This window comes from Streptococcus sp. 2022WUSS135, from assembly GCF_044427045.1.
Classification (GTDB): domain Bacteria; phylum Bacillota; class Bacilli; order Lactobacillales; family Streptococcaceae; genus Streptococcus; species Streptococcus hashimotonensis.
The window spans coordinates 1-16,491 of record NZ_JAOTGL010000016.1 but is presented as its reverse complement, the minus strand read 5'-3'; the positions used below and the strand labels follow the sequence as shown (position 1 = coordinate 16,491).

At 41.7% G+C, this 16,491-nt stretch carries 18 protein-coding genes; 9 read left to right on the top strand and 9 right to left on the bottom strand.

What is annotated here, in order from left to right; all coding sequences use genetic code 11:
• Positions 1-46: 46 nt before the first annotated feature.
• The 5 genes from thiT to lysS all read left to right on the top strand — a co-directional run bounded on the left by thiT (position 47) and on the right by lysS (position 4,244).
• A complete protein-coding gene (gene thiT / locus ODU45_RS06325; protein WP_044684077.1) occupies positions 47-595 on the top strand; it encodes an energy-coupled thiamine transporter ThiT in 549 nt (182 codons plus the stop codon).
• Positions 596-697: 102 nt separating this feature from the next.
• Positions 698-1,540 carry a DUF368 domain-containing protein gene (locus ODU45_RS06320; RefSeq protein ID WP_024410120.1) on the top strand — a complete coding sequence of 281 codons (843 nt, stop codon included), beginning with the start codon at positions 698-700 and terminating at the stop codon, positions 1,538-1,540.
• Complete coding sequence (locus ODU45_RS06315) at positions 1,540-2,022, top strand: aminoacyl-tRNA deacylase (protein WP_398580983.1); 483 nt, start codon at positions 1,540-1,542, stop codon at positions 2,020-2,022. Before ODU45_RS06320 ends, ODU45_RS06315 begins: the two co-directional genes overlap by 1 nt.
• Before the next feature lie 2 nt (positions 2,023-2,024).
• Positions 2,025-2,651 carry a histidine phosphatase family protein gene (locus ODU45_RS06310; RefSeq protein WP_029752197.1) on the top strand — a complete coding sequence of 209 codons (627 nt, stop codon included), beginning with the start codon at positions 2,025-2,027 and terminating at the stop codon, positions 2,649-2,651.
• Between the two features lie 102 nt (positions 2,652-2,753).
• On the top strand, positions 2,754-4,244 hold the full coding sequence (lysS, locus tag ODU45_RS06305; RefSeq protein WP_024380363.1) for a lysine--tRNA ligase: 1,491 nt from the start codon (positions 2,754-2,756) through the stop codon (positions 4,242-4,244).
• Positions 4,245-5,022: 778 nt separating this feature from the next.
• Here lysS and ODU45_RS06300 read toward each other — a convergent pair.
• The 4 genes from ODU45_RS06300 to ODU45_RS06285 form a co-directional block, all read right to left on the bottom strand.
• Positions 5,023-6,090 carry an LLM class flavin-dependent oxidoreductase gene (locus tag ODU45_RS06300; RefSeq protein WP_398580982.1) on the bottom strand — a complete coding sequence of 356 codons (1,068 nt, stop codon included), beginning with the start codon at positions 6,088-6,090 and terminating at the stop codon, positions 5,023-5,025.
• A gap of 130 nt (positions 6,091-6,220) precedes the next feature.
• Positions 6,221-7,468, bottom strand: a complete 1,248-nt coding sequence (locus tag ODU45_RS06295; protein WP_105158765.1) for an ABC transporter permease — start codon at positions 7,466-7,468, stop codon at positions 6,221-6,223.
• Positions 7,469-8,164, bottom strand: a complete 696-nt coding sequence (locus ODU45_RS06290; protein ID WP_044679028.1) for an ABC transporter ATP-binding protein — start codon at positions 8,162-8,164, stop codon at positions 7,469-7,471.
• Positions 8,145-9,302 (bottom strand): efflux RND transporter periplasmic adaptor subunit, encoded by a 1,158-nt coding sequence (locus ODU45_RS06285; protein ID WP_024402725.1) that lies wholly within the window; start codon positions 9,300-9,302, stop codon positions 8,145-8,147. The genes ODU45_RS06290 and ODU45_RS06285 overlap by 20 nt, the downstream gene beginning before the upstream one ends.
• 213 nt (positions 9,303-9,515) lie before the next feature.
• Between ODU45_RS06285 and gorA the strand changes: the two genes are divergently transcribed.
• The gene (gene gorA / locus ODU45_RS06280; protein ID WP_398580981.1) at positions 9,516-10,865 is read left to right on the top strand and encodes a glutathione-disulfide reductase; all 1,350 of its coding nucleotides are present in this window, start codon (positions 9,516-9,518) and stop codon (positions 10,863-10,865) included.
• A gap of 50 nt (positions 10,866-10,915) precedes the next feature.
• Here the strand turns inward: gorA and ODU45_RS06275 are convergent, their stop codons facing one another.
• Positions 10,916-11,653, bottom strand: coding sequence for a cyclase family protein (locus ODU45_RS06275; RefSeq protein WP_398580980.1), 738 nt, complete (start codon positions 11,651-11,653; stop codon positions 10,916-10,918).
• Between the two features lie 205 nt (positions 11,654-11,858).
• Here ODU45_RS06275 and ODU45_RS06270 point away from each other — a divergent pair, with 205 nt between their 5' ends.
• Positions 11,859-12,398, top strand: coding sequence for a biotin transporter BioY (locus ODU45_RS06270; RefSeq protein WP_221877055.1), 540 nt, complete (start codon positions 11,859-11,861; stop codon positions 12,396-12,398).
• A gap of 11 nt (positions 12,399-12,409) precedes the next feature.
• Here the strand turns inward: ODU45_RS06270 and ODU45_RS06265 are convergent, their stop codons facing one another.
• Positions 12,410-12,625 (bottom strand): YdbC family protein, encoded by a 216-nt coding sequence (locus ODU45_RS06265; RefSeq protein ID WP_004194749.1) that lies wholly within the window; start codon positions 12,623-12,625, stop codon positions 12,410-12,412.
• 91 nt (positions 12,626-12,716) lie between these two features.
• Between ODU45_RS06265 and ODU45_RS06260 the strand changes: the two genes are divergently transcribed.
• Positions 12,717-13,040, top strand: a complete 324-nt coding sequence (locus tag ODU45_RS06260) for a hypothetical protein (RefSeq protein WP_136671789.1) — start codon at positions 12,717-12,719, stop codon at positions 13,038-13,040.
• A 20-nt stretch (positions 13,041-13,060) separates the two neighbouring features.
• Here ODU45_RS06260 and ODU45_RS06255 read toward each other — a convergent pair whose 3' ends face one another.
• A complete protein-coding gene (locus tag ODU45_RS06255; protein ID WP_014637579.1) occupies positions 13,061-14,347 on the bottom strand; it encodes a U32 family peptidase in 1,287 nt (428 codons plus the stop codon).
• A gap of 111 nt (positions 14,348-14,458) precedes the next feature.
• On the bottom strand, positions 14,459-15,388 hold the full coding sequence (locus ODU45_RS06250; protein WP_398580979.1) for a peptidase U32 family protein: 930 nt from the start codon (positions 15,386-15,388) through the stop codon (positions 14,459-14,461).
• Between the two features lie 160 nt (positions 15,389-15,548).
• Between ODU45_RS06250 and ODU45_RS06245 the strand changes: the two genes are divergently transcribed.
• On the top strand, positions 15,549-15,860 hold the full coding sequence (locus ODU45_RS06245) for a DUF3270 domain-containing protein (protein ID WP_105153584.1): 312 nt from the start codon (positions 15,549-15,551) through the stop codon (positions 15,858-15,860).
• Positions 15,861-15,885: 25 nt separating this feature from the next.
• Here ODU45_RS06245 and nmlR read toward each other — a convergent pair whose 3' ends face one another.
• Positions 15,886-16,296 (bottom strand): stress response transcriptional regulator NmlR, encoded by a 411-nt coding sequence (gene nmlR / locus ODU45_RS06240; protein ID WP_105138941.1) that lies wholly within the window; start codon positions 16,294-16,296, stop codon positions 15,886-15,888.
• Positions 16,297-16,491: the final 195 nt, after the last annotated feature.

The following is a 16,491-nucleotide window of genomic DNA, read 5'->3' as shown; positions in this document are numbered from 1 at the left end:
CTGCTATAAACACTCCTTTGTCTGCAATCTACAAAGGAGTATTTTTATGTCCACATCAAAATTATCCATCCTAGCCGAAGTCGCTATCTTTTCTGCAATTGCCCTCGTCTTTGACAAAATCCCGCTCTTTACAATGCCCCAAGGTGGATCCGTGTCTTTAGTCATGCTTCCAATCTTACTACTTGCTCTACGCCACGGACTAGGGGTTGGGGTTCTTACTGGTGGTATTGTCGGAACCATTCAACTTTTCTACGGTGGCTACTTCCTAAACGTTTTTCAAGTTTTTCTTGACTATGCACTTTCTTACGCCGGAATTGGTTTAGCAGGTTTAGTGGCACCCACCCTATCCAAACAAAAAGATCTAAAAAATGCTACTCTCATCATTACTCTGGCTAGTTTTCTAGGAGGAAGCATCCGATTGATAGCCACCTTTTTATCAGGAATTATTTTCTACGCAGACTACGCTCCAGATGGTATGCCTGTCTGGTTCTATTCCTTTACCTACAATATCAGCTATATTCTTCCTTCCACTGCAATTGCCTCTATTCTGCTCATTTTACTCTATAGAGCAAGACCAGTTTTTTACAATCTTTAATCAAAACTGCCTGCTGGATTTTATCTAACAGGCAGTCTTTTTAATTATTTTTACTTGCTTTATGCTATAATAGGAGCGTTATTATACATTTTGGAGGAAATTATGGCTTCTTGGATTTCAAGAATTATTAAAGGTATGATTATCGCACTCGGCTTTATCTTACCTGGTGTCTCTGGGGGAGTACTCGCTGCTATCCTCGGAATTTATGAGCGACTAATTGGATTTTTAGCAAATATTCGAAAAGATTTCAAGGAAAACTTTCTTTATTTTGTTCCTGTAGGAATCGGTGGAATTTTGGGAATCGCACTCTTCTCTTTCCCTGTTGAATATTTATTGCAACATTTCCAAGTCCCAGTTTTGTGGGCCTTTGCGGGAGCAATCGTGGGAACTATCCCTAGCCTGCTTAAAGAATCAACTCAAAAGAGCAAACGAGATAGCATTGATTTGGCTTGGTTGATTGGTACATTCATCATTTCTGGTCTCCTACTTTACAATTTAAGCGATCTTGTCGGGACACTTCCAGCAAACTTTGCAAGTTTTGTCTTGGCAGGTGCCTTGATTGCTTTAGGAGTACTTGTTCCTGGACTCAGCCCTTCAAACTTGCTATTGATTTTGGGTATCTACACGCCAATGCTAAATGGTTTCAAATCACTTGATCTATTCGGTACCTTCCTACCAATCGCAATCGGTGGCGTTCTTGCAATGGTTGCATTTTCAAAAGCAATGGACCACGCTCTGAAAGTATACCATTCACGTGTTTATCACTTTATTATTGGTATCGTCTCATCTTCTACTCTCCTAATTTTGATTCCACAAGCAAGCAACAAAGAGTCTATTTCCTATGCTGGAGCGAACTTTGTTACATGGATTGCTGCTATTGTCCTATTTATACTAGGAGCATGGTTAGGGCTTTGGATGAGTAAACTTGAGGAAAAATATAAATAATGGCAAAAAAGGTTAAAATAAAGAAAACCTTGGTGGACCAAATATTAGACAAGGCTAAGATCGATCATGATAGCCTTGTTTTAAATGCCTTCGAAGGTCAACTTCCACCAGGAATTGAAGAACACGAAATTTATAAAACACTGGCATTAACTGGGGATAAAACTGGACCAATTATCGGCATTGTCCCAATCACAGAACACCTGTCTGAGAAAAAATTAGCCAAGATCTCTGGCAATAAAAAAGTGAGCATGATTCCGCAAAAGGACTTGGAAAAGACAACTGGCTACGTCCACGGTGCCAACAATCCCGTGGGCATTCGTCAGAAGCATAATTTCCCAATCTACATTGATCAATCTGCCCTTGAACTCGGTCACTTGATTGTCTCTGCTGGAGAAATTGGTCGATCGATTAAAATTGATAGCCAGGTTTTAGCTGATTTTGTAAAAGCTGACTTTGCCGATTTGATTGAAGGGAGGGCCTAGACTTGAAAATCTACTTTGTCCGTCACGGTAAGACCGAATGGAATTTGGAGGGACGCTTTCAAGGCTATTCTGGAGATTCGGCTCTCTTGCCCGAATCTTATCAGGATTTAGAAAAACTGGGCAAATACCTTGCTGAAATCCCCTTTGATGCTATTTATTCTAGTGATTTGCAGCGTGCACATAGCACTGCCGTAGAAATTGCCAAAGCCAATCACCATTGCCAAACCGTTCTAACCACGCCACAACTACGTGAATGGAATTTTGGAACGCTAGAAGGAAGCAAGATGGCAATTTTTCGTGCCATCTACCCCAAACAAGCCTGGGCACTCAAACATAATCTAGCACGATTTAAACACGATGTCTTTGATGCCGAATCTGTCCATCAGGTCACACAGAGAATGGTCGATTTTATCCAGTCTCTTCAAGAAGAAAACCTGGAAACAGTCCTCATCGTCAGCCATGGTGCCTTTCTAACCGCTTCTATCCATCGCCTGCTTGGTTTTCCACCAGCCCAACTGCGTCACCGAGGTGGTTTGGATAATGCATCGGTTACTATTTTAGAAACAAGCGATTTCGAAAACTTTACAGAATTAGCTTGGAATGATACCAGCTATAAAGCAAAACAGTAGAATTTTCTGCTGTTTTTTCCTATCCTATTAGCAATTTATACTGATTTTTTCTATCTTCTATGATAAAATAGAAATAACAGACTTTGGAGGAATAAAATTTTTATGTCAACTGAACATTTTGAAGAATTAAATGACCAACAGATTGTCCGTCGTGAGAAAATGACGGCTCTTGCTGAACAGGGCATTGACCCATTTGGAAAACGTTTTGAGCGTTCTGCAAATTCAGCTGAATTGAAGGCCCAGTACGAAGACAAATCAAAAGAAGACTTGGAAGAATTAGGCCAAACAGCAATCATCGCAGGTCGTATCATGACCAAGCGTGGTAAAGGTAAGGCAGGTTTTGCTCACATTCAAGACCGCGAAGGCCAGATTCAAATCTACGTTCGTAAGGATGATGTTGGCGAAGAAAATTATGAAATCTTCAAAAAAGCAGACCTTGGTGACTTTATCGGTGTCGAGGGAGATGTCTTCAAGACAAACGTTGGTGAGTTGTCTATCCATGCTCGCAAATTGACTCACTTATCTAAAGCGCTCCGCCCATTGCCAGAAAAATTCCACGGTTTGACAGACATCGAGACCCGCTACCGCAAACGGTATTTGGACTTGATTACTAACCGCGAGAGCTTTGACCGCTTTGTGACCCGCTCAAAAATTATCTCAGAAATCCGCCGTTACCTTGACGGACTTGGTTTCTTGGAAGTTGAAACACCTGTCCTTCACAACGAAGCTGGTGGTGCTGCAGCTCGTCCATTCATCACCCACCACAATGCCCAAAATATTGACATGGTACTTCGTATCGCGACAGAACTCCACCTCAAACGCCTAATTGTCGGCGGTATGGAACGCGTTTATGAAATCGGCCGTATCTTCCGCAACGAAGGTATGGATGCGACCCACAACCCTGAGTTCACTTCCATTGAGGTTTACCAAGCTTATGCAGACTATCAAGACATCATGGACTTGACCGAAGGTATTATCCAGCACACTGCCAAGGCTGTTGTCGGTGATGGTCCTGTGACTTATCAGGGCACTGAAATTGCTATCCATGAGCCATTCAAGCGTATCCACATGGTTGATGCTATTAAGGAACAAACTGGCGTGGACTTCTGGCAAGAGATGAGCTTCGAGGAAGCAAAAGCCCTTGCAGCTGAGCATAAAGTCCCTGTGGAAAAACACCATACAGAAGTTGGTCAAATCATCAACAGCTTCTTTGAAGAATACGTTGAAGCAACCCTTATCCAACCAACCTTTGTCTATGGTCACCCAGTAGCCGTATCTCCACTGGCTAAAAAAAACGATGAAGACCCACGCTTCACAGACCGCTTCGAGCTCTTCATCATGACCAAGGAATACGGAAACGCCTTTACAGAATTGAACGACCCAATCGACCAATTGGAACGCTTCGAAGCCCAAGCCAAGGCTAAAGAACTCGGTGACGACGAAGCGACAGGCGTTGACTACGACTACATCGAAGCCCTCGAATACGGTATGCCACCAACAGGCGGCCTCGGAATCGGTATCGACCGCCTCTGCATGCTCCTGACAGACACCACTACTATTCGGGATGTGCTATTGTTCCCTACAATGAAGTAAGCAAGAATAGCTTGTTAGTATTGTTTTTACTAGAATGTACCAATCGCTCTCCAGTTTTCTTAGCGATTGGCTGGGAGTGGGAAAGAACTCGACTGGTCTAAAAAAGAGTTCGTCTTCCCACCCCCGCACAGTTGATTAGGTCAGATTTGGAGTGTGAAACACGAACAAATCTGCCAATCAACCACTGCGCCGAGATGTTGACACGAACTCTGAGAAGCGTGGCAGGACTTTTTTCCCAGCCTCACTCCCTACAATGAAATAGGTAACAGGCTGACAAGGTCTACCAGACCTTATCACTCCCGATAATGAAATAAAAATTACAAACTGTTTAACACCGTTACTTAAAACACTCTTGGAATTTCCAAGAGTGTTTTTGCATGCAAAAAACCCCGACCACTTGGTCAGGATTTTCAGGAGATTATGAAAAATATTTAGGATTGGGAGTGGGACAGAACTCAAATAATCATAGAGAGTTCCCCTCACTTCCCAACAGTAGTTCGAGCTAAAATAGTCCACTGGACTATTTTAGTCCCACCCCCGCATAGCTCCAACAGTCAGAGTAGTGACTGTTGGAGGTTGGAAATAAAGCGAACACCGTTCGCTTCAGCCGTAGAGGAAGATGTGGAGTGTAAAACACGAATTGTTGAAATTTGCTTCGCAAATCTTATCTCCAACCTTTAACAGTCCACTGGACTGTTAAAGCCAATCAACCACTGCGCTGTGATGTTGACTCCACTTTAGAGAAGTGAGGCTATTATAACGTCCCCTCCTTTTTATCTCATGAGTCTTGGGACCGATTCTCTTCTTTTTTTGCAAAATATTCTCGGACAATTGGCGCGACTTCTTTTCCGTAGAGTTCGATAGCACGGAGGACATCTTCATGTGGCATAGAGCCGATTGGGAGATGGAGGAAGAAACGGTCCAAGTCAAGTGTTTCAATTGTCTTGATAATTTTTTCAGTAACTCGTTTTGGATCTCCGACGATGGTTGCCCCTTCGTCTGTCAGGGAGTAGAGATATTGCGCCTTGGTCATCTCGCTCCAATGTGGGCGGTCTTTGGCAATATTGTCCGTAATTACTTTAGTTGGATGATAGTATTCTTCCACAGCCTTGTCATGGTCGTCTGCAATCCAACCCCAAGAATGTGCTGCAACTTTCGTTTTCTTTGGATTATGACCTGAGTTGCGGGCAACCTTGCGATAATCATCGACTAAAGGTTTAAAGCGATGGGTCCCTGCACCAATGACAGCATAAACGATTGGCAAGCCCTTCTTAGCAATCTTGATGGTGGATTCTACATTGCCCCCAGTTGCGACCCAAATCGGAAAGTCTTCCTGAACAGGACGTGGATAGACTGGCTTATTATCGACTGACTGGGTAAAATGTCCATCCCACTTGAGATTGGTTTCCTTGTCGATTTCCAGAAGCATATCTAGCTTTTCATCGAAGAGTTCTTCATAGTCATGGAGATCATAGCCAAACAAGGGGAATGACTCCGTAAAGGAACCACGACCCGCCATGATTTCCGCTCTGCCATTTGACAAAGCATCAATGGTGGTGTACTGCTGATAAAGTCGTACAGGGTCCATGGAGGAAAGGATTGAAACTGCTGATGTTAGCTTGATATGCTTGGTATTGACGGCACCAGCTGCCAGCACAATCTCAGGTGCAGAAACCGCAAAATCTTCTCGGTGATGCTCCCCAATCCCATAAACATCAAGCCCCACCGCATCAGCTAGTTCGATTTCTTTGACTAGCTGGCGAATTCGCTCGTCATGGCTGTAAGTTTCCCCTGTTTTTTCTAGTGGAGTTGTTTCGCCAAATGTTGAAATACCTAATTCTACCATGATGTGTTCTCCTTTGAAATCACTATTTCTTAATTGATGCGTTTATTTTATCTCTAATTAGTGACAAAATCAATTGATTTGCTCAGAAAATAAAACGACTAGGAAAAACCTAATCGTTTCAATAGATTGATTATTCATAGCGCAAAGCTTCAATTGGATTAAGCTTAGATGCTTTGTTTGCAGGTAGTACACCAAACACAATACCAACTACTGCTGAGAAAGCCAGACTACCTAACACAACAGGAATTGAAATTTCAGCAGCTATTCTTTCGCCCAACGCCTTGCTCACATTGAGCAAGAACACTATTGTCTGAGCGATTGCGAGACCAATTGCTCCACCAAGAGTTGTCAAGACCATCGCTTCTATCAAGAATTGAACCAAGATATTTCCTCTAGTTGCTCCAAGCGCTTTTCGAAGACCGATTTCACGAGTCCGCTCAGTTACTGATACCAGCATGATATTCATGACACCGATACCACCAACTAGCAAGGAGATACCTGCAACAGCACCGATAAACAAGGTAACGCCAGACATTTGAGATTTAAACTCCTCCAACATGGCTGACATATCATAAATCTCGTATCTCGCTTCTTTCAATCCAGTCGCTTTAGTCAAGTAATCTGCAGCAGCCTGCCCAACTTCTGTTGCCCGAGTAACATCTTCAACATGGACAAAGATTTGAGAATTTTCTTTCATGCCTGTTTCAGCAGCTAGCTGCGTATTAGTCATGACGGCATTTCCACCTGAATTCATTCCATAAATAGCTGTCCCTGCTTTCGGATCTTTGTAGACCCCTATTACTAGATAGGCATTGCTATTAACACTAATCGTCTGATTGAGAGAGTTCTCTATAGAACCAAATAACTTCTCTGCTAATGCCGTATCTAGCATAATCATACGTGAAAAACGACTATAGTCATTAGCTGTAAACTGACGACCAGCTAAAATCTCATACTCTTTCACAGCAAAGAAATTCTGGCTAACACCAGTAATAGTGACATTCTCTGCTTTTTTATTGCCCGATCTGACTTCAGCTATGTTGCTGATACTGGAGTAATAGTTTGACACGCCATCAATCTCTAGCAGTCCTTTTAAAGTAGAATCCGTTAAATCCGGCTCTTCCTCTAAAATTGGTTCTTCCGTCGACGCTGTGCCAAACGGACCGAAAGCTGTGCCTGAACTGGAGAAGGCAGTAAAGTAAACCTGAACATTATTTTGATCACCAGCTAAAGACTTTTCTATGCTTTTGGCCACCCCTGTTCCCATGGCAACAATAATGACAACTGCAGCCACACCAATGATGATACCTAACATAGTAAGGAGCGATCTCATTTTATGAGCCATAATAGATTTGAGGGCGAATTTCCAATTTTCCATCTAAACTCCCTCCCTTCGACTATCTTCGGTAATTACTCCATCACGTAGAACGATTTTTCGTTTTGCGTAGGCAGCAATCTCAGGCTCATGCGTAACCATGATAATGGTCTTTCCTTCATTATTCAACTCCGTCAGAAGTTGCATAATCTGCTCACCTGTCTTGGTATCTAGGGCACCTGTAGGCTCATCTGCTAAAATAATAGCTGGGGTATTGACTAGTGCACGAGCAATAGCTACCCGTTGTTTTTGACCACCAGACAATTCTGATGGTAAATGCGTCATCCGCTCTGCCAATTCAACTTTTTCAAGATATTGTTTAGCTAGTTCCTTACGTTTGCTTGATGGAACTCCAGCATAAATCAAGGGTAATTCTACATTTTGAAGGGCGTTAAGTTTCGATAAGAGGAAAAATTGTTGAAAAACGAAACCGATTTGGTCATTCCGAACCTGAGCTAATTTTTTCTCAGAAAGTTGACTGACTTCTTCACCTTCCAACCAATAGTTTCCTGAACTGGAACGATCTAAAAGCCCAATAATGTTCATCAAGGTTGATTTCCCTGAACCAGAGGGCCCCATAATGGCAAGAAACTCTCCCTCTTCCACCTCTAAATCAATATTCTTTAAAACTTGGAGTTCTTGATCACCATTTTTGTAGGATTTATTGATACTTGTTAGTCTAATAAGCTGGTTCTTCATTGGCTTCAACCTCTTTGCCATCTTCGAGATTCGGAGTTGGAATGGTAATAACCTTATCTCCTGCTGCTATACCAGCGGTCACTTCCTGATTCAAAGCATCTGCGTTCCCCAGAGTGACTTCTACTTTCTTAGCTTTCCCATCAACCAAGGTCCACACATAGTTTTTATCTTCTTCTGGCACAACTGCGGACACCGGAATTAAAATATTTTTACTTGTATTGACAACCTCAATATTTACAGAAAATCCTTGCTTCAACTCACCTAATTCACTAGTTAAAGCTGCCTTAAATGGATATTTAGCACCTGAACCACTGGTTCCTGTTGTAGCAGCACCAGCTTGATCACTAGATGGATAGTTTGAAATATAGGTAATTTTCCCTGTCCAAGTCTTATCGGGATATACCTTGCTAGTCAGCTTGACCTCTTGATCCACTGCAATGTTAGCCAAATCGTATTCTGTCAAACTACCTGTTACTTGCAAACTACCTTGGTTTACAATATGTACAACTGTCTGGCTCGATGTAGAATTCTTAGAAACAGCCTTATTCACCTCAACAACTGTACCAGCAACGGTACTAGTTACTGTCGCTTCAGTTAAAGCTGTATAGGCTTTATCAACCGCAGCTTGAGCATCTGCGTATGAATCATTCAAGTCTGCCAACTGCATATCTACTGAACGTTGTGCAGTAGCAGTTGCTGCAGCATCTGTTTCTGCATCACCAGTTGTTTGAACAGTCTGACCGTTGGTTCTTAAGTCTGCAATTTGGCGACCAATCTTATCACGACCACGAACAGCAGTATCCAAAGCAGACTGTAATTCTGTAGCATCATAGCGAATCAAAGGGGTACCTACTTCGACCTTAGCACCTGGAGCAACCAAAACCTCACTCAAATCTCCCTTAGAAGGATCATAGTAAACATACTGCTCGTCTGCTGCTGTAATCGTTCCTGTAAGTAGCGTTGAGGAAGCAATTGAGCCTTCTTTAGCAACAGTATAGGTCATACTCATGGCTACATCTTCCGAAGATGATGGCGATGTTAGCATATTGCTAAAAATTAAAGCCCCACCTACTAAGGCAACTGCGACCACTCCAAGACCACCAAACAAAGCAATTTTTGCTTTCTTTGTCTTTAACATAACAAACTCCTTTTCTTTACAAAACATACCTATTTGTGTTGTCTATATAATACACAAATACAAGAACAAATGCAAGTTTTTTCCTAACTATTTTATAAAAAGTTCGGCGATTTTCCCACTTACATTTTTGTAAGGTAACGTAGCAGATTTTTGATTGACATACAAAAAAGCGTTACAATGAATATAATTATTGACCTTTATTGGAGGAAATTTATGAAAGTGTTTGATATTATCGCTATCGGAGGCGGGAGCGGAGGCATCGCTACCATGAACCGAGCCGCTATGTACGGTGCCAAGGCAGCAGTTATTGAGGGAAGCTATCTAGGAGGGACCTGTGTTAACCTTGGCTGTGTACCCAAAAAAATTATGTGGTACGGTTCTCAGGTAGCAGAAGCCATTCAGCATTATGGACCTGAATATGGATTTACTAGCCAAGAAGTGACCTTTGATTTTGCCACCTTGCGTAAAAATCGCGAAGCCTATATTGAGCGTTCACGCGCATCTTACGGTAATACTTTTAACAATAACGGAGTAGAAGTTATCCAGGGTTTCGCACGTTTTGTGGACAATCAAACGGTTGAAGTCAATGGTGAGCTGATTCGTGCAAAACACATTGTCATCGCAACTGGCGCCAAACCGGTAGTCCCTGCTATTCCTGGTAGTGAGCTAGGGATTGTATCTGACGATATCTTTGCATGGGAAGAATTACCTTCTTCTGTGGCTGTGATTGGTGCTGGTTATATCGCTGTGGAAATGGCCGGTCTCCTACATGGACTCGGTGTCCAAACTGACCTCTTTGTTCGTGGCAATCGCCCTCTTCGTAGCTTTGATACCTACATTGTTGATGCCTTGATGGAAGAAATGCAACGTACCAACCTTCCACTCCATACCGGGAAAACTCCTGTCAGTCTTGAAAAAACTGATGATGGACAAATCCAGATTAACTTTGCTGACGGTAGTAGCCATATTGCTCAGAAGATCCTTTGGGCAATTGGACGTAAATCAAATATTGACAAACTCAACCTAGAAGCAACTAGTGTTCAACTTACTTCTTCAGGACATATTTCTGTCAATGAATACCAAGAAACAGTTGTACCAGGTATCTATGCCCTCGGTGATGTGACTGGTGAAAAAGAATTAACACCCGTTGCAATCAAGGCAGGTCGCCTTTTGGCAGAACGTTTATTTAACAATAAACCAACCGCAAAAATGGATTACACAACCATCCCAACTGTCGTCTTTTCTCACCCCGCTATCGGAACCGTTGGTCTGACTGAGGACGAAGCGATTGCCCAATACGGCCAGGACAAGGTAAAAGTCTATACTTCAGCCTTTACTTCTATGTACACTGCCCTAGAAAACAACCGCCAAATGGCCAAGTTTAAATTAGTAACCGTAGGAGAAAATGAAAAAGTCGTTGGTCTGCACGGCATTGGCTATGGTGTCGATGAAATGATTCAAGGATTCTCAGTTGCTATCAAAATGGGAGCTACAAAAGAAGAATTTGATGCCGTTGTCGCCATCCATCCGACAGGTTCTGAAGAATTTGTTACTATGCGTTAACTCAATTGAAAAAGTCCAGACATGAAGGTCAGCACTGTCTGGACTTTTTCTTATGGTAATATAGCAATTGCTCGCACTGGTGAACCCGAAGCCTTCTCCCAATGAGGAAAAGCGATTGAAATCAATGCACCTGTTGGTGGTACCTGATTCAAGTTTGCCAATACTTCCAACTGATAAATATCTTTTGATAGGAGATAGTATTCTTCTGGTAAACTTCCTCCGTGTTTGGCTGCAGATACTCCTGAATCGGTATCCAATGTTTCATGACCAACTGCTTTCACCTGACGTTCTTCAATCAAATATTCTAGAGCTTCATGACTCCATCCTGGTGTACGTTGAACTCCATCTTCGTCTAGATTACGAATGGCATCTTGACTAGGCCAACGCTTTGACCAATCCGAACGAAAGGCAACAAAAGATTCTGGCGCAATCGGGCCATATTCAGCCTCAAAGTCTAAAATATCCTGCTTAGTTATCTCATAGTCATTATTTGCTATAACAGCAGCTGATCTATCAATAACGTAGAGTGGCAGGAGTAAATCTTTCAAATCAATCTCATCAAGATAACGAGCTCCTTCTACAAAATGAATCGGAGGATCAATATGGGTTCCATACTGCCCCACAACCGTAAATTGTTCGACAAAGAAGCCATCCTTATGAGTAAATAGAGCTTTCTTTTCGAGAGCTGGTAGCGCAGGGAAATGCGGGCTCTTTTCATTGATTTGGTGAGTCAAGTCTACCCAAGTTTTAGATTTAAGAGTACGGTAAATATCAAGTAATTCTGTCATAGAAATTCTCACTTTCTTTTTTTATTATTCTAGCATAGGTATAGGTTGTTTTACATATAATTTGTTGTTTTTTTACTATATAAGTTTCTCATTAGTTGTTATAAAAATCACCTATAAAGTTGTTACAGCCGATGAAAGAACATTGACTTTCTTATCCAATCTCACTATAATTTTTGTTAACCATAAAATTTTAAGAGGATAACAAATGAAAACAACTTCTATCAAATCACTTGTTTATATCGCTATTGGAACAGCCTTAATTTCCACCCTTTCACAAATCAGTCTGTCTATTGGACCTGTACCATTTACATTACAAACCTTGGCTATCGGCTTAGTAGCTTGTCTATACAAACCCAAGGAGGCAATTACAAGTGTCAGCTTATATCTAGTTCTTGGCGCTATCGGTTTACCTGTTTTTGCTGGTTTTTCTGGTGGCTTTGCTGCACTCACAGGACCGACATCTGGCTTTCTATGGGGGTTTCTACTCTACACTATCATCACTTCTACCCTCACTAAATCAGACTCCTCACCAGTTACAATTTTTCTAGCCTGCCTACTTGGAACAAGTATCTGTTTCCTTCTCGGCTGTTTTGTATTTAAGCTAGTTTCAGGTGCCAGTTGGACTGACACTATCGGATGGACTGTTTTGCCTTTCATTCTTCCTGATTTAGCTAAAATTACACTAGTCATGATTTGTCATCGTTTATTGCAACCTGTTATCAAAAAAGAAGCCTATTTTGCTTAGGCTTCTCTCATTTATTTATTAGCAAACGCATCGAGTAGAACTTGAAATTCCTCATTGCTAAGAGTGATCCCTTTCCCCATCTTGGTATGGTCAGGACTCCAGGTACGGATGTCATACTTGGCTGGTGCTCCATTAAAAGATACTCGATTAAGCTCCTTGGTCCATCCTTTATCATTTTCAGATAAGACCAATAATTTTTCTTCAATTTCAAATGTAAATTCTGCCATTTGTTACCTCCTCGCTTATCTATTCGAAAAAGCTTGTCATTTTTATAAAAATTAGATAATATAATTATATCAAGTTTGAAAGGATTATGCCATGAAGAGGTTTTTAGAAGTTATTTTCGAGCAGATCACCGTCTTTTTAGAACATGGCAAAGTTCCTAAGTCTATTGAGCCAGATAGCAAGGAAGAAATCAAGAATAACTTGGAGCTGGCTTTGTATAAAAAAGCTGCAGTCCATGTCATCTATGGTGATCGTAGTTTCACAGGTGACATTGTGAAATATGATACCAATCGCCAACGGATTATCATGAAAAATTTCAAACGTCAGGTTACCAGCATTATAAAAATCGAGGACATCAAAAAAGTTACCTTGGTTCCAGATAGCATCAAGACTTCTCAACAACAAACAAAAGGCTGAAATTTCAGCCTTTTGTTTGTTTATGCACGAATAGTTAGGGATTGTCCATCTTCTTGGTAGAGGTTGATGAGGCCTGATTTGCAGGCACGGATCATGTCACCAGGATAGATTTCACGGTCCAGCTTAATAGTTAAGAGCTCCATCGGCTTGTTGGCACGGTCAATCTTTTCTCCATTTGAATCATGCAAGTCCTGAATAGTCGTTTCAAAATGACGGAAACCTGGTCCGTAAAACTCTACTTGGTCGCCTTCGTTGATAACATTACGCTGGCGAATGGTTGCAGTCATGGTTTCCTTGTCAAAAGCCACTACTTCGGCGATGAATTTGTATTCTGGAATCTTACGGCGGGCTCCAAAGAGCTGCTCATTTTCACTCGGCGGGCTATAGTAGAAACCAGTCGCCAATTCACGTTGGGCAACCTTCCACATCTCATCAATCAGGTCTTGCTTAATCGCTTCAAACTTTTCTGGGCTTTCAAGATAGGCATCTACCGCAGCCTTGTAGCAGTTGGTTACTGTTGATACATAGTGGACAGACTTCATACGGCCTTCGATTTTCAGGCTATCGACTCCGTTTTCAATCATATCTGGAATATGGTCGATCATACACATATCCACCGCAGACATGGAGAACTCCTCTGGTATTTCCCCCTTAATCGAACGGCGTTCTTCGCCAAAAGGTAGGTCATAGAGGTTGTACTTCCAGCGGCAAGACTGAGAGCAACCACCGCGGTTGGCGTCGCGTTTGCTCATGTGGTTGGAGAGGACGCAGCGACCTGAGTAGGAGATACACATGGCACCGTGAACAAAGGCTTCGATTTCAACGTCTGTCCGTTTGCGGATTTCAGCCACTTCTTCCATGGTCACTTCGCGGGCCAAGACAACACGGGTCAAGCCCAATTCCTTCCAAAACTCAAAGGTTTCGTAGTTGGTAGATGATGCCTGAGTTGACAGGTGGATTTCAAGGCCTGGTGCTTCAGTCGCACAGATGACGATAAGGGCTGGGTCGGAAACGATAACCGCATCCAAGCCCATGTCTCGTAGTTCACGGAACCAAGCTCCCGCTCCTTCTTCATTGCCTTCGTGGGTGACCATGTTGGCAGCTACATAGACCTTGGCTCCACGGGCATGGGCATATTCGATTCCTTCCCGCATCTCATCCATGGTAAAGTTCCCTGCACGGCTACGCAGACCGTAGGCCTGGCCACCGACAAAGACAGCATCAGCACCATAATCAATGGCTACCTTCAATTTCTCCAAAGTCCCAGCAGGTGACAAGACCTCGGGACGCTTTAATGTTTTTGACATAATAAACTTCTTTCTATTTGCAGGATAGAATAACGATGTTGTTTCATTCGGAAACTTAGGGCAGAGCTAACTCTGTCAGGTTAAAGTAAATAAATTGTGCTATAAATATTGTTATTTAACCTTATTGCGGTCAAATTCGTAGAAGCCTGTATCCAAGCCACGTTCAGCTGGATGGAGCTTGCGCACCTGTTCATCCAAAAGGAAGGCCTGATCATAAGTGAATTCGCCTTTTTCAATCAAATCTCTTGCTTGAACAAAAAGCTTAACAATTTCAACAAAGTTCTGACCAGGGCAATAGATACCATCAAGTTTCCAATTATGATAACCATGTTCATCTAATTCTGACAGCTTGGTCATCATATCAATGTCATTGTTGATAAAGATATGGGTACCATGCTTGTCCTCAAAGATAGAATAGTGGCTATCTGGGTCACTCGGCTCAGCTAAGAAAAGTCCGCGTCCACGTGACAAATCTGTCTCATCCGCCTTTGTAAAATTGTAGTAATTCTGTAACAAGGTTCGTTTAGAATGATGAATAACAGAGGCGCCGTAGACCAAGATTTCCGCTGGCATTTCCAAGTTCTTAGCAATATCAAAGAGTTCTTCTGATGGAATCTCTCTTGCCAAAACAGCCTCTACTGCTCCATGATCTTTCCAAAAGTTAATCTGACGGCTGGAAGTCACAAAGACAGATGTATCATAGATTAGCTTGAAATTGTAGCCATCACGTTTATTGATATAGAAAATTCCAGTATCTCCGACAACCAGATAATCAACCTTGATTTCCCTCATTAGCTCCATAAACGGTTTGATATTGTCCATCATATCTTGGTGCATGAGGGCATTGGCAGCGACCGTCAATTCCTTCCCTGCGCTATGAACTAGCTCTGCTATTTCCCTGAGTTCATCATAGGTAAAATTTGTTGGGATGCGAAGGGCATGGTCCTCTTCCCCAACATAAATACGGTCAACTCCTGCTGCAAGCAGTTCTTTGATCTGCTCAATACTTTCAGCTGTTGCTGTAATGATAATTTTTTCCATAAAGATAATTATATCAAAAAGAGAAATATCTGATAAGTGACTAGCTGTGTTTTAATATTCAGACTTTTCTAATATCCTTCTTGTAACATTATTGTAATATAAATGACATAATAATTCATCAATGATATGGTATTCTTTAAGGAGCAGAAAAGGAGACGATATGCCATTAAGACACTATCAGTCCCATGAGTACCAGTACGAAGAGTATATCCCGAAAGAGAAAAAGGCTAATTTTCAAACCTATCAAGCAAAAAATACCAATAAAGAACGTCTAAAGGAATTGTTGTTTTTTGTTAATATCGCATTTTTTAGTTTGATAACAGTCATCGCTAGTTATGTCTATCTATCCGTAGGCATTCCTGTTTTTATTGCCATCATATTGGCAAGTGCGACGGGTTTTCTTGGACTACGTTTGGTTCAAATTGGACTAAAGAAGAAATTTAAACCCAGACAAGTTATCAGAAAAAATTAATAATGAAGTATGAAGACAGAGAAAGTTATTCTCTGTCTTTTTTGCATGAACCACTGCCGTCTGTAAACAATTGATTTTCTGCACCTCTTAATATAGTCTGGTAATTTTCTATCTTATAATCTAAACGTTCTAGAGCTTGCTGAATTTCCAACAATCGTAACTGCAGGACTTCCCGTTCCTCTTTTAGTAAATCAATCCGGGCTTCCACAGTACTATCGCCAGCCTGCACCAAGCCCATATACTCAATCAAGCGCTCAATAGACATACCAGCACTCCTAAAGCAGCGAACAAATTCCAAAACGGCTACATCATTTTCCACAAAGTCCCTTACTCCAGAAGATTTTCTTGCAATTTTGGGAATAAGCCCTATCCGCTCATAGTAGCGAATGGTATCTGCCGATAGACCTGTTACATCACTAACTTCTTTAATGTTCATATTCATTCTCCCTTAGTTTTGTATATCTATTATATACCTTTAAGTCAACTCTAAGTCAAGTATGCGACAAAAAGAGGCTGAGCAAAAACTAGCCAGTAAATAAAAAACACAGATAGATTCAAGCTGATTTTGATGAAATCCAGCCGAACTATTTGTGTTTTTCCTTTTGTTTCTATTATCATGGGCTAATTTCTT

Bases quoted from the DNA above. Each gene is read 5' to 3' on its own strand.
- thiT (WP_044684077.1), top strand. From the start codon at position 47: ATGTCCACATCAAAATTATCCATCCTAGCCGAAGTCGCTATCTTTTCT.
- ODU45_RS06320 (WP_024410120.1), top strand. From the start codon at position 698: ATGGCTTCTTGGATTTCAAGAATTATTAAAGGTATGATTATCGCACTC.
- ODU45_RS06315 (WP_398580983.1), top strand. From the start codon at position 1,540: ATGGCAAAAAAGGTTAAAATAAAGAAAACCTTGGTGGACCAAATATTA.
- lysS (WP_024380363.1), top strand. From the start codon at position 2,754: ATGTCAACTGAACATTTTGAAGAATTAAATGACCAACAGATTGTCCGT.
- ODU45_RS06300 (WP_398580982.1), bottom strand. From the start codon at position 6,090: ATGGTAGAATTAGGTATTTCAACATTTGGCGAAACAACTCCACTAGAA.
- ODU45_RS06295 (WP_105158765.1), bottom strand. From the start codon at position 7,468: ATGGAAAATTGGAAATTCGCCCTCAAATCTATTATGGCTCATAAAATG.
- ODU45_RS06290 (WP_044679028.1), bottom strand. From the start codon at position 8,164: ATGAAGAACCAGCTTATTAGACTAACAAGTATCAATAAATCCTACAAA.
- ODU45_RS06285 (WP_024402725.1), bottom strand. From the start codon at position 9,302: ATGTTAAAGACAAAGAAAGCAAAAATTGCTTTGTTTGGTGGTCTTGGA.
- gorA (WP_398580981.1), top strand. From the start codon at position 9,516: ATGAAAGTGTTTGATATTATCGCTATCGGAGGCGGGAGCGGAGGCATC.
- ODU45_RS06275 (WP_398580980.1), bottom strand. From the start codon at position 11,653: ATGACAGAATTACTTGATATTTACCGTACTCTTAAATCTAAAACTTGG.
- ODU45_RS06270 (WP_221877055.1), top strand. From the start codon at position 11,859: ATGAAAACAACTTCTATCAAATCACTTGTTTATATCGCTATTGGAACA.
- ODU45_RS06265 (WP_004194749.1), bottom strand. From the start codon at position 12,625: ATGGCAGAATTTACATTTGAAATTGAAGAAAAATTATTGGTCTTATCT.
- ODU45_RS06260 (WP_136671789.1), top strand. From the start codon at position 12,717: ATGAAGAGGTTTTTAGAAGTTATTTTCGAGCAGATCACCGTCTTTTTA.
- ODU45_RS06255 (WP_014637579.1), bottom strand. From the start codon at position 14,347: ATGTCAAAAACATTAAAGCGTCCCGAGGTCTTGTCACCTGCTGGGACT.
- ODU45_RS06250 (WP_398580979.1), bottom strand. From the start codon at position 15,388: ATGGAAAAAATTATCATTACAGCAACAGCTGAAAGTATTGAGCAGATC.
- ODU45_RS06245 (WP_105153584.1), top strand. From the start codon at position 15,549: ATGCCATTAAGACACTATCAGTCCCATGAGTACCAGTACGAAGAGTAT.
- nmlR (WP_105138941.1), bottom strand. From the start codon at position 16,296: ATGAACATTAAAGAAGTTAGTGATGTAACAGGTCTATCGGCAGATACC.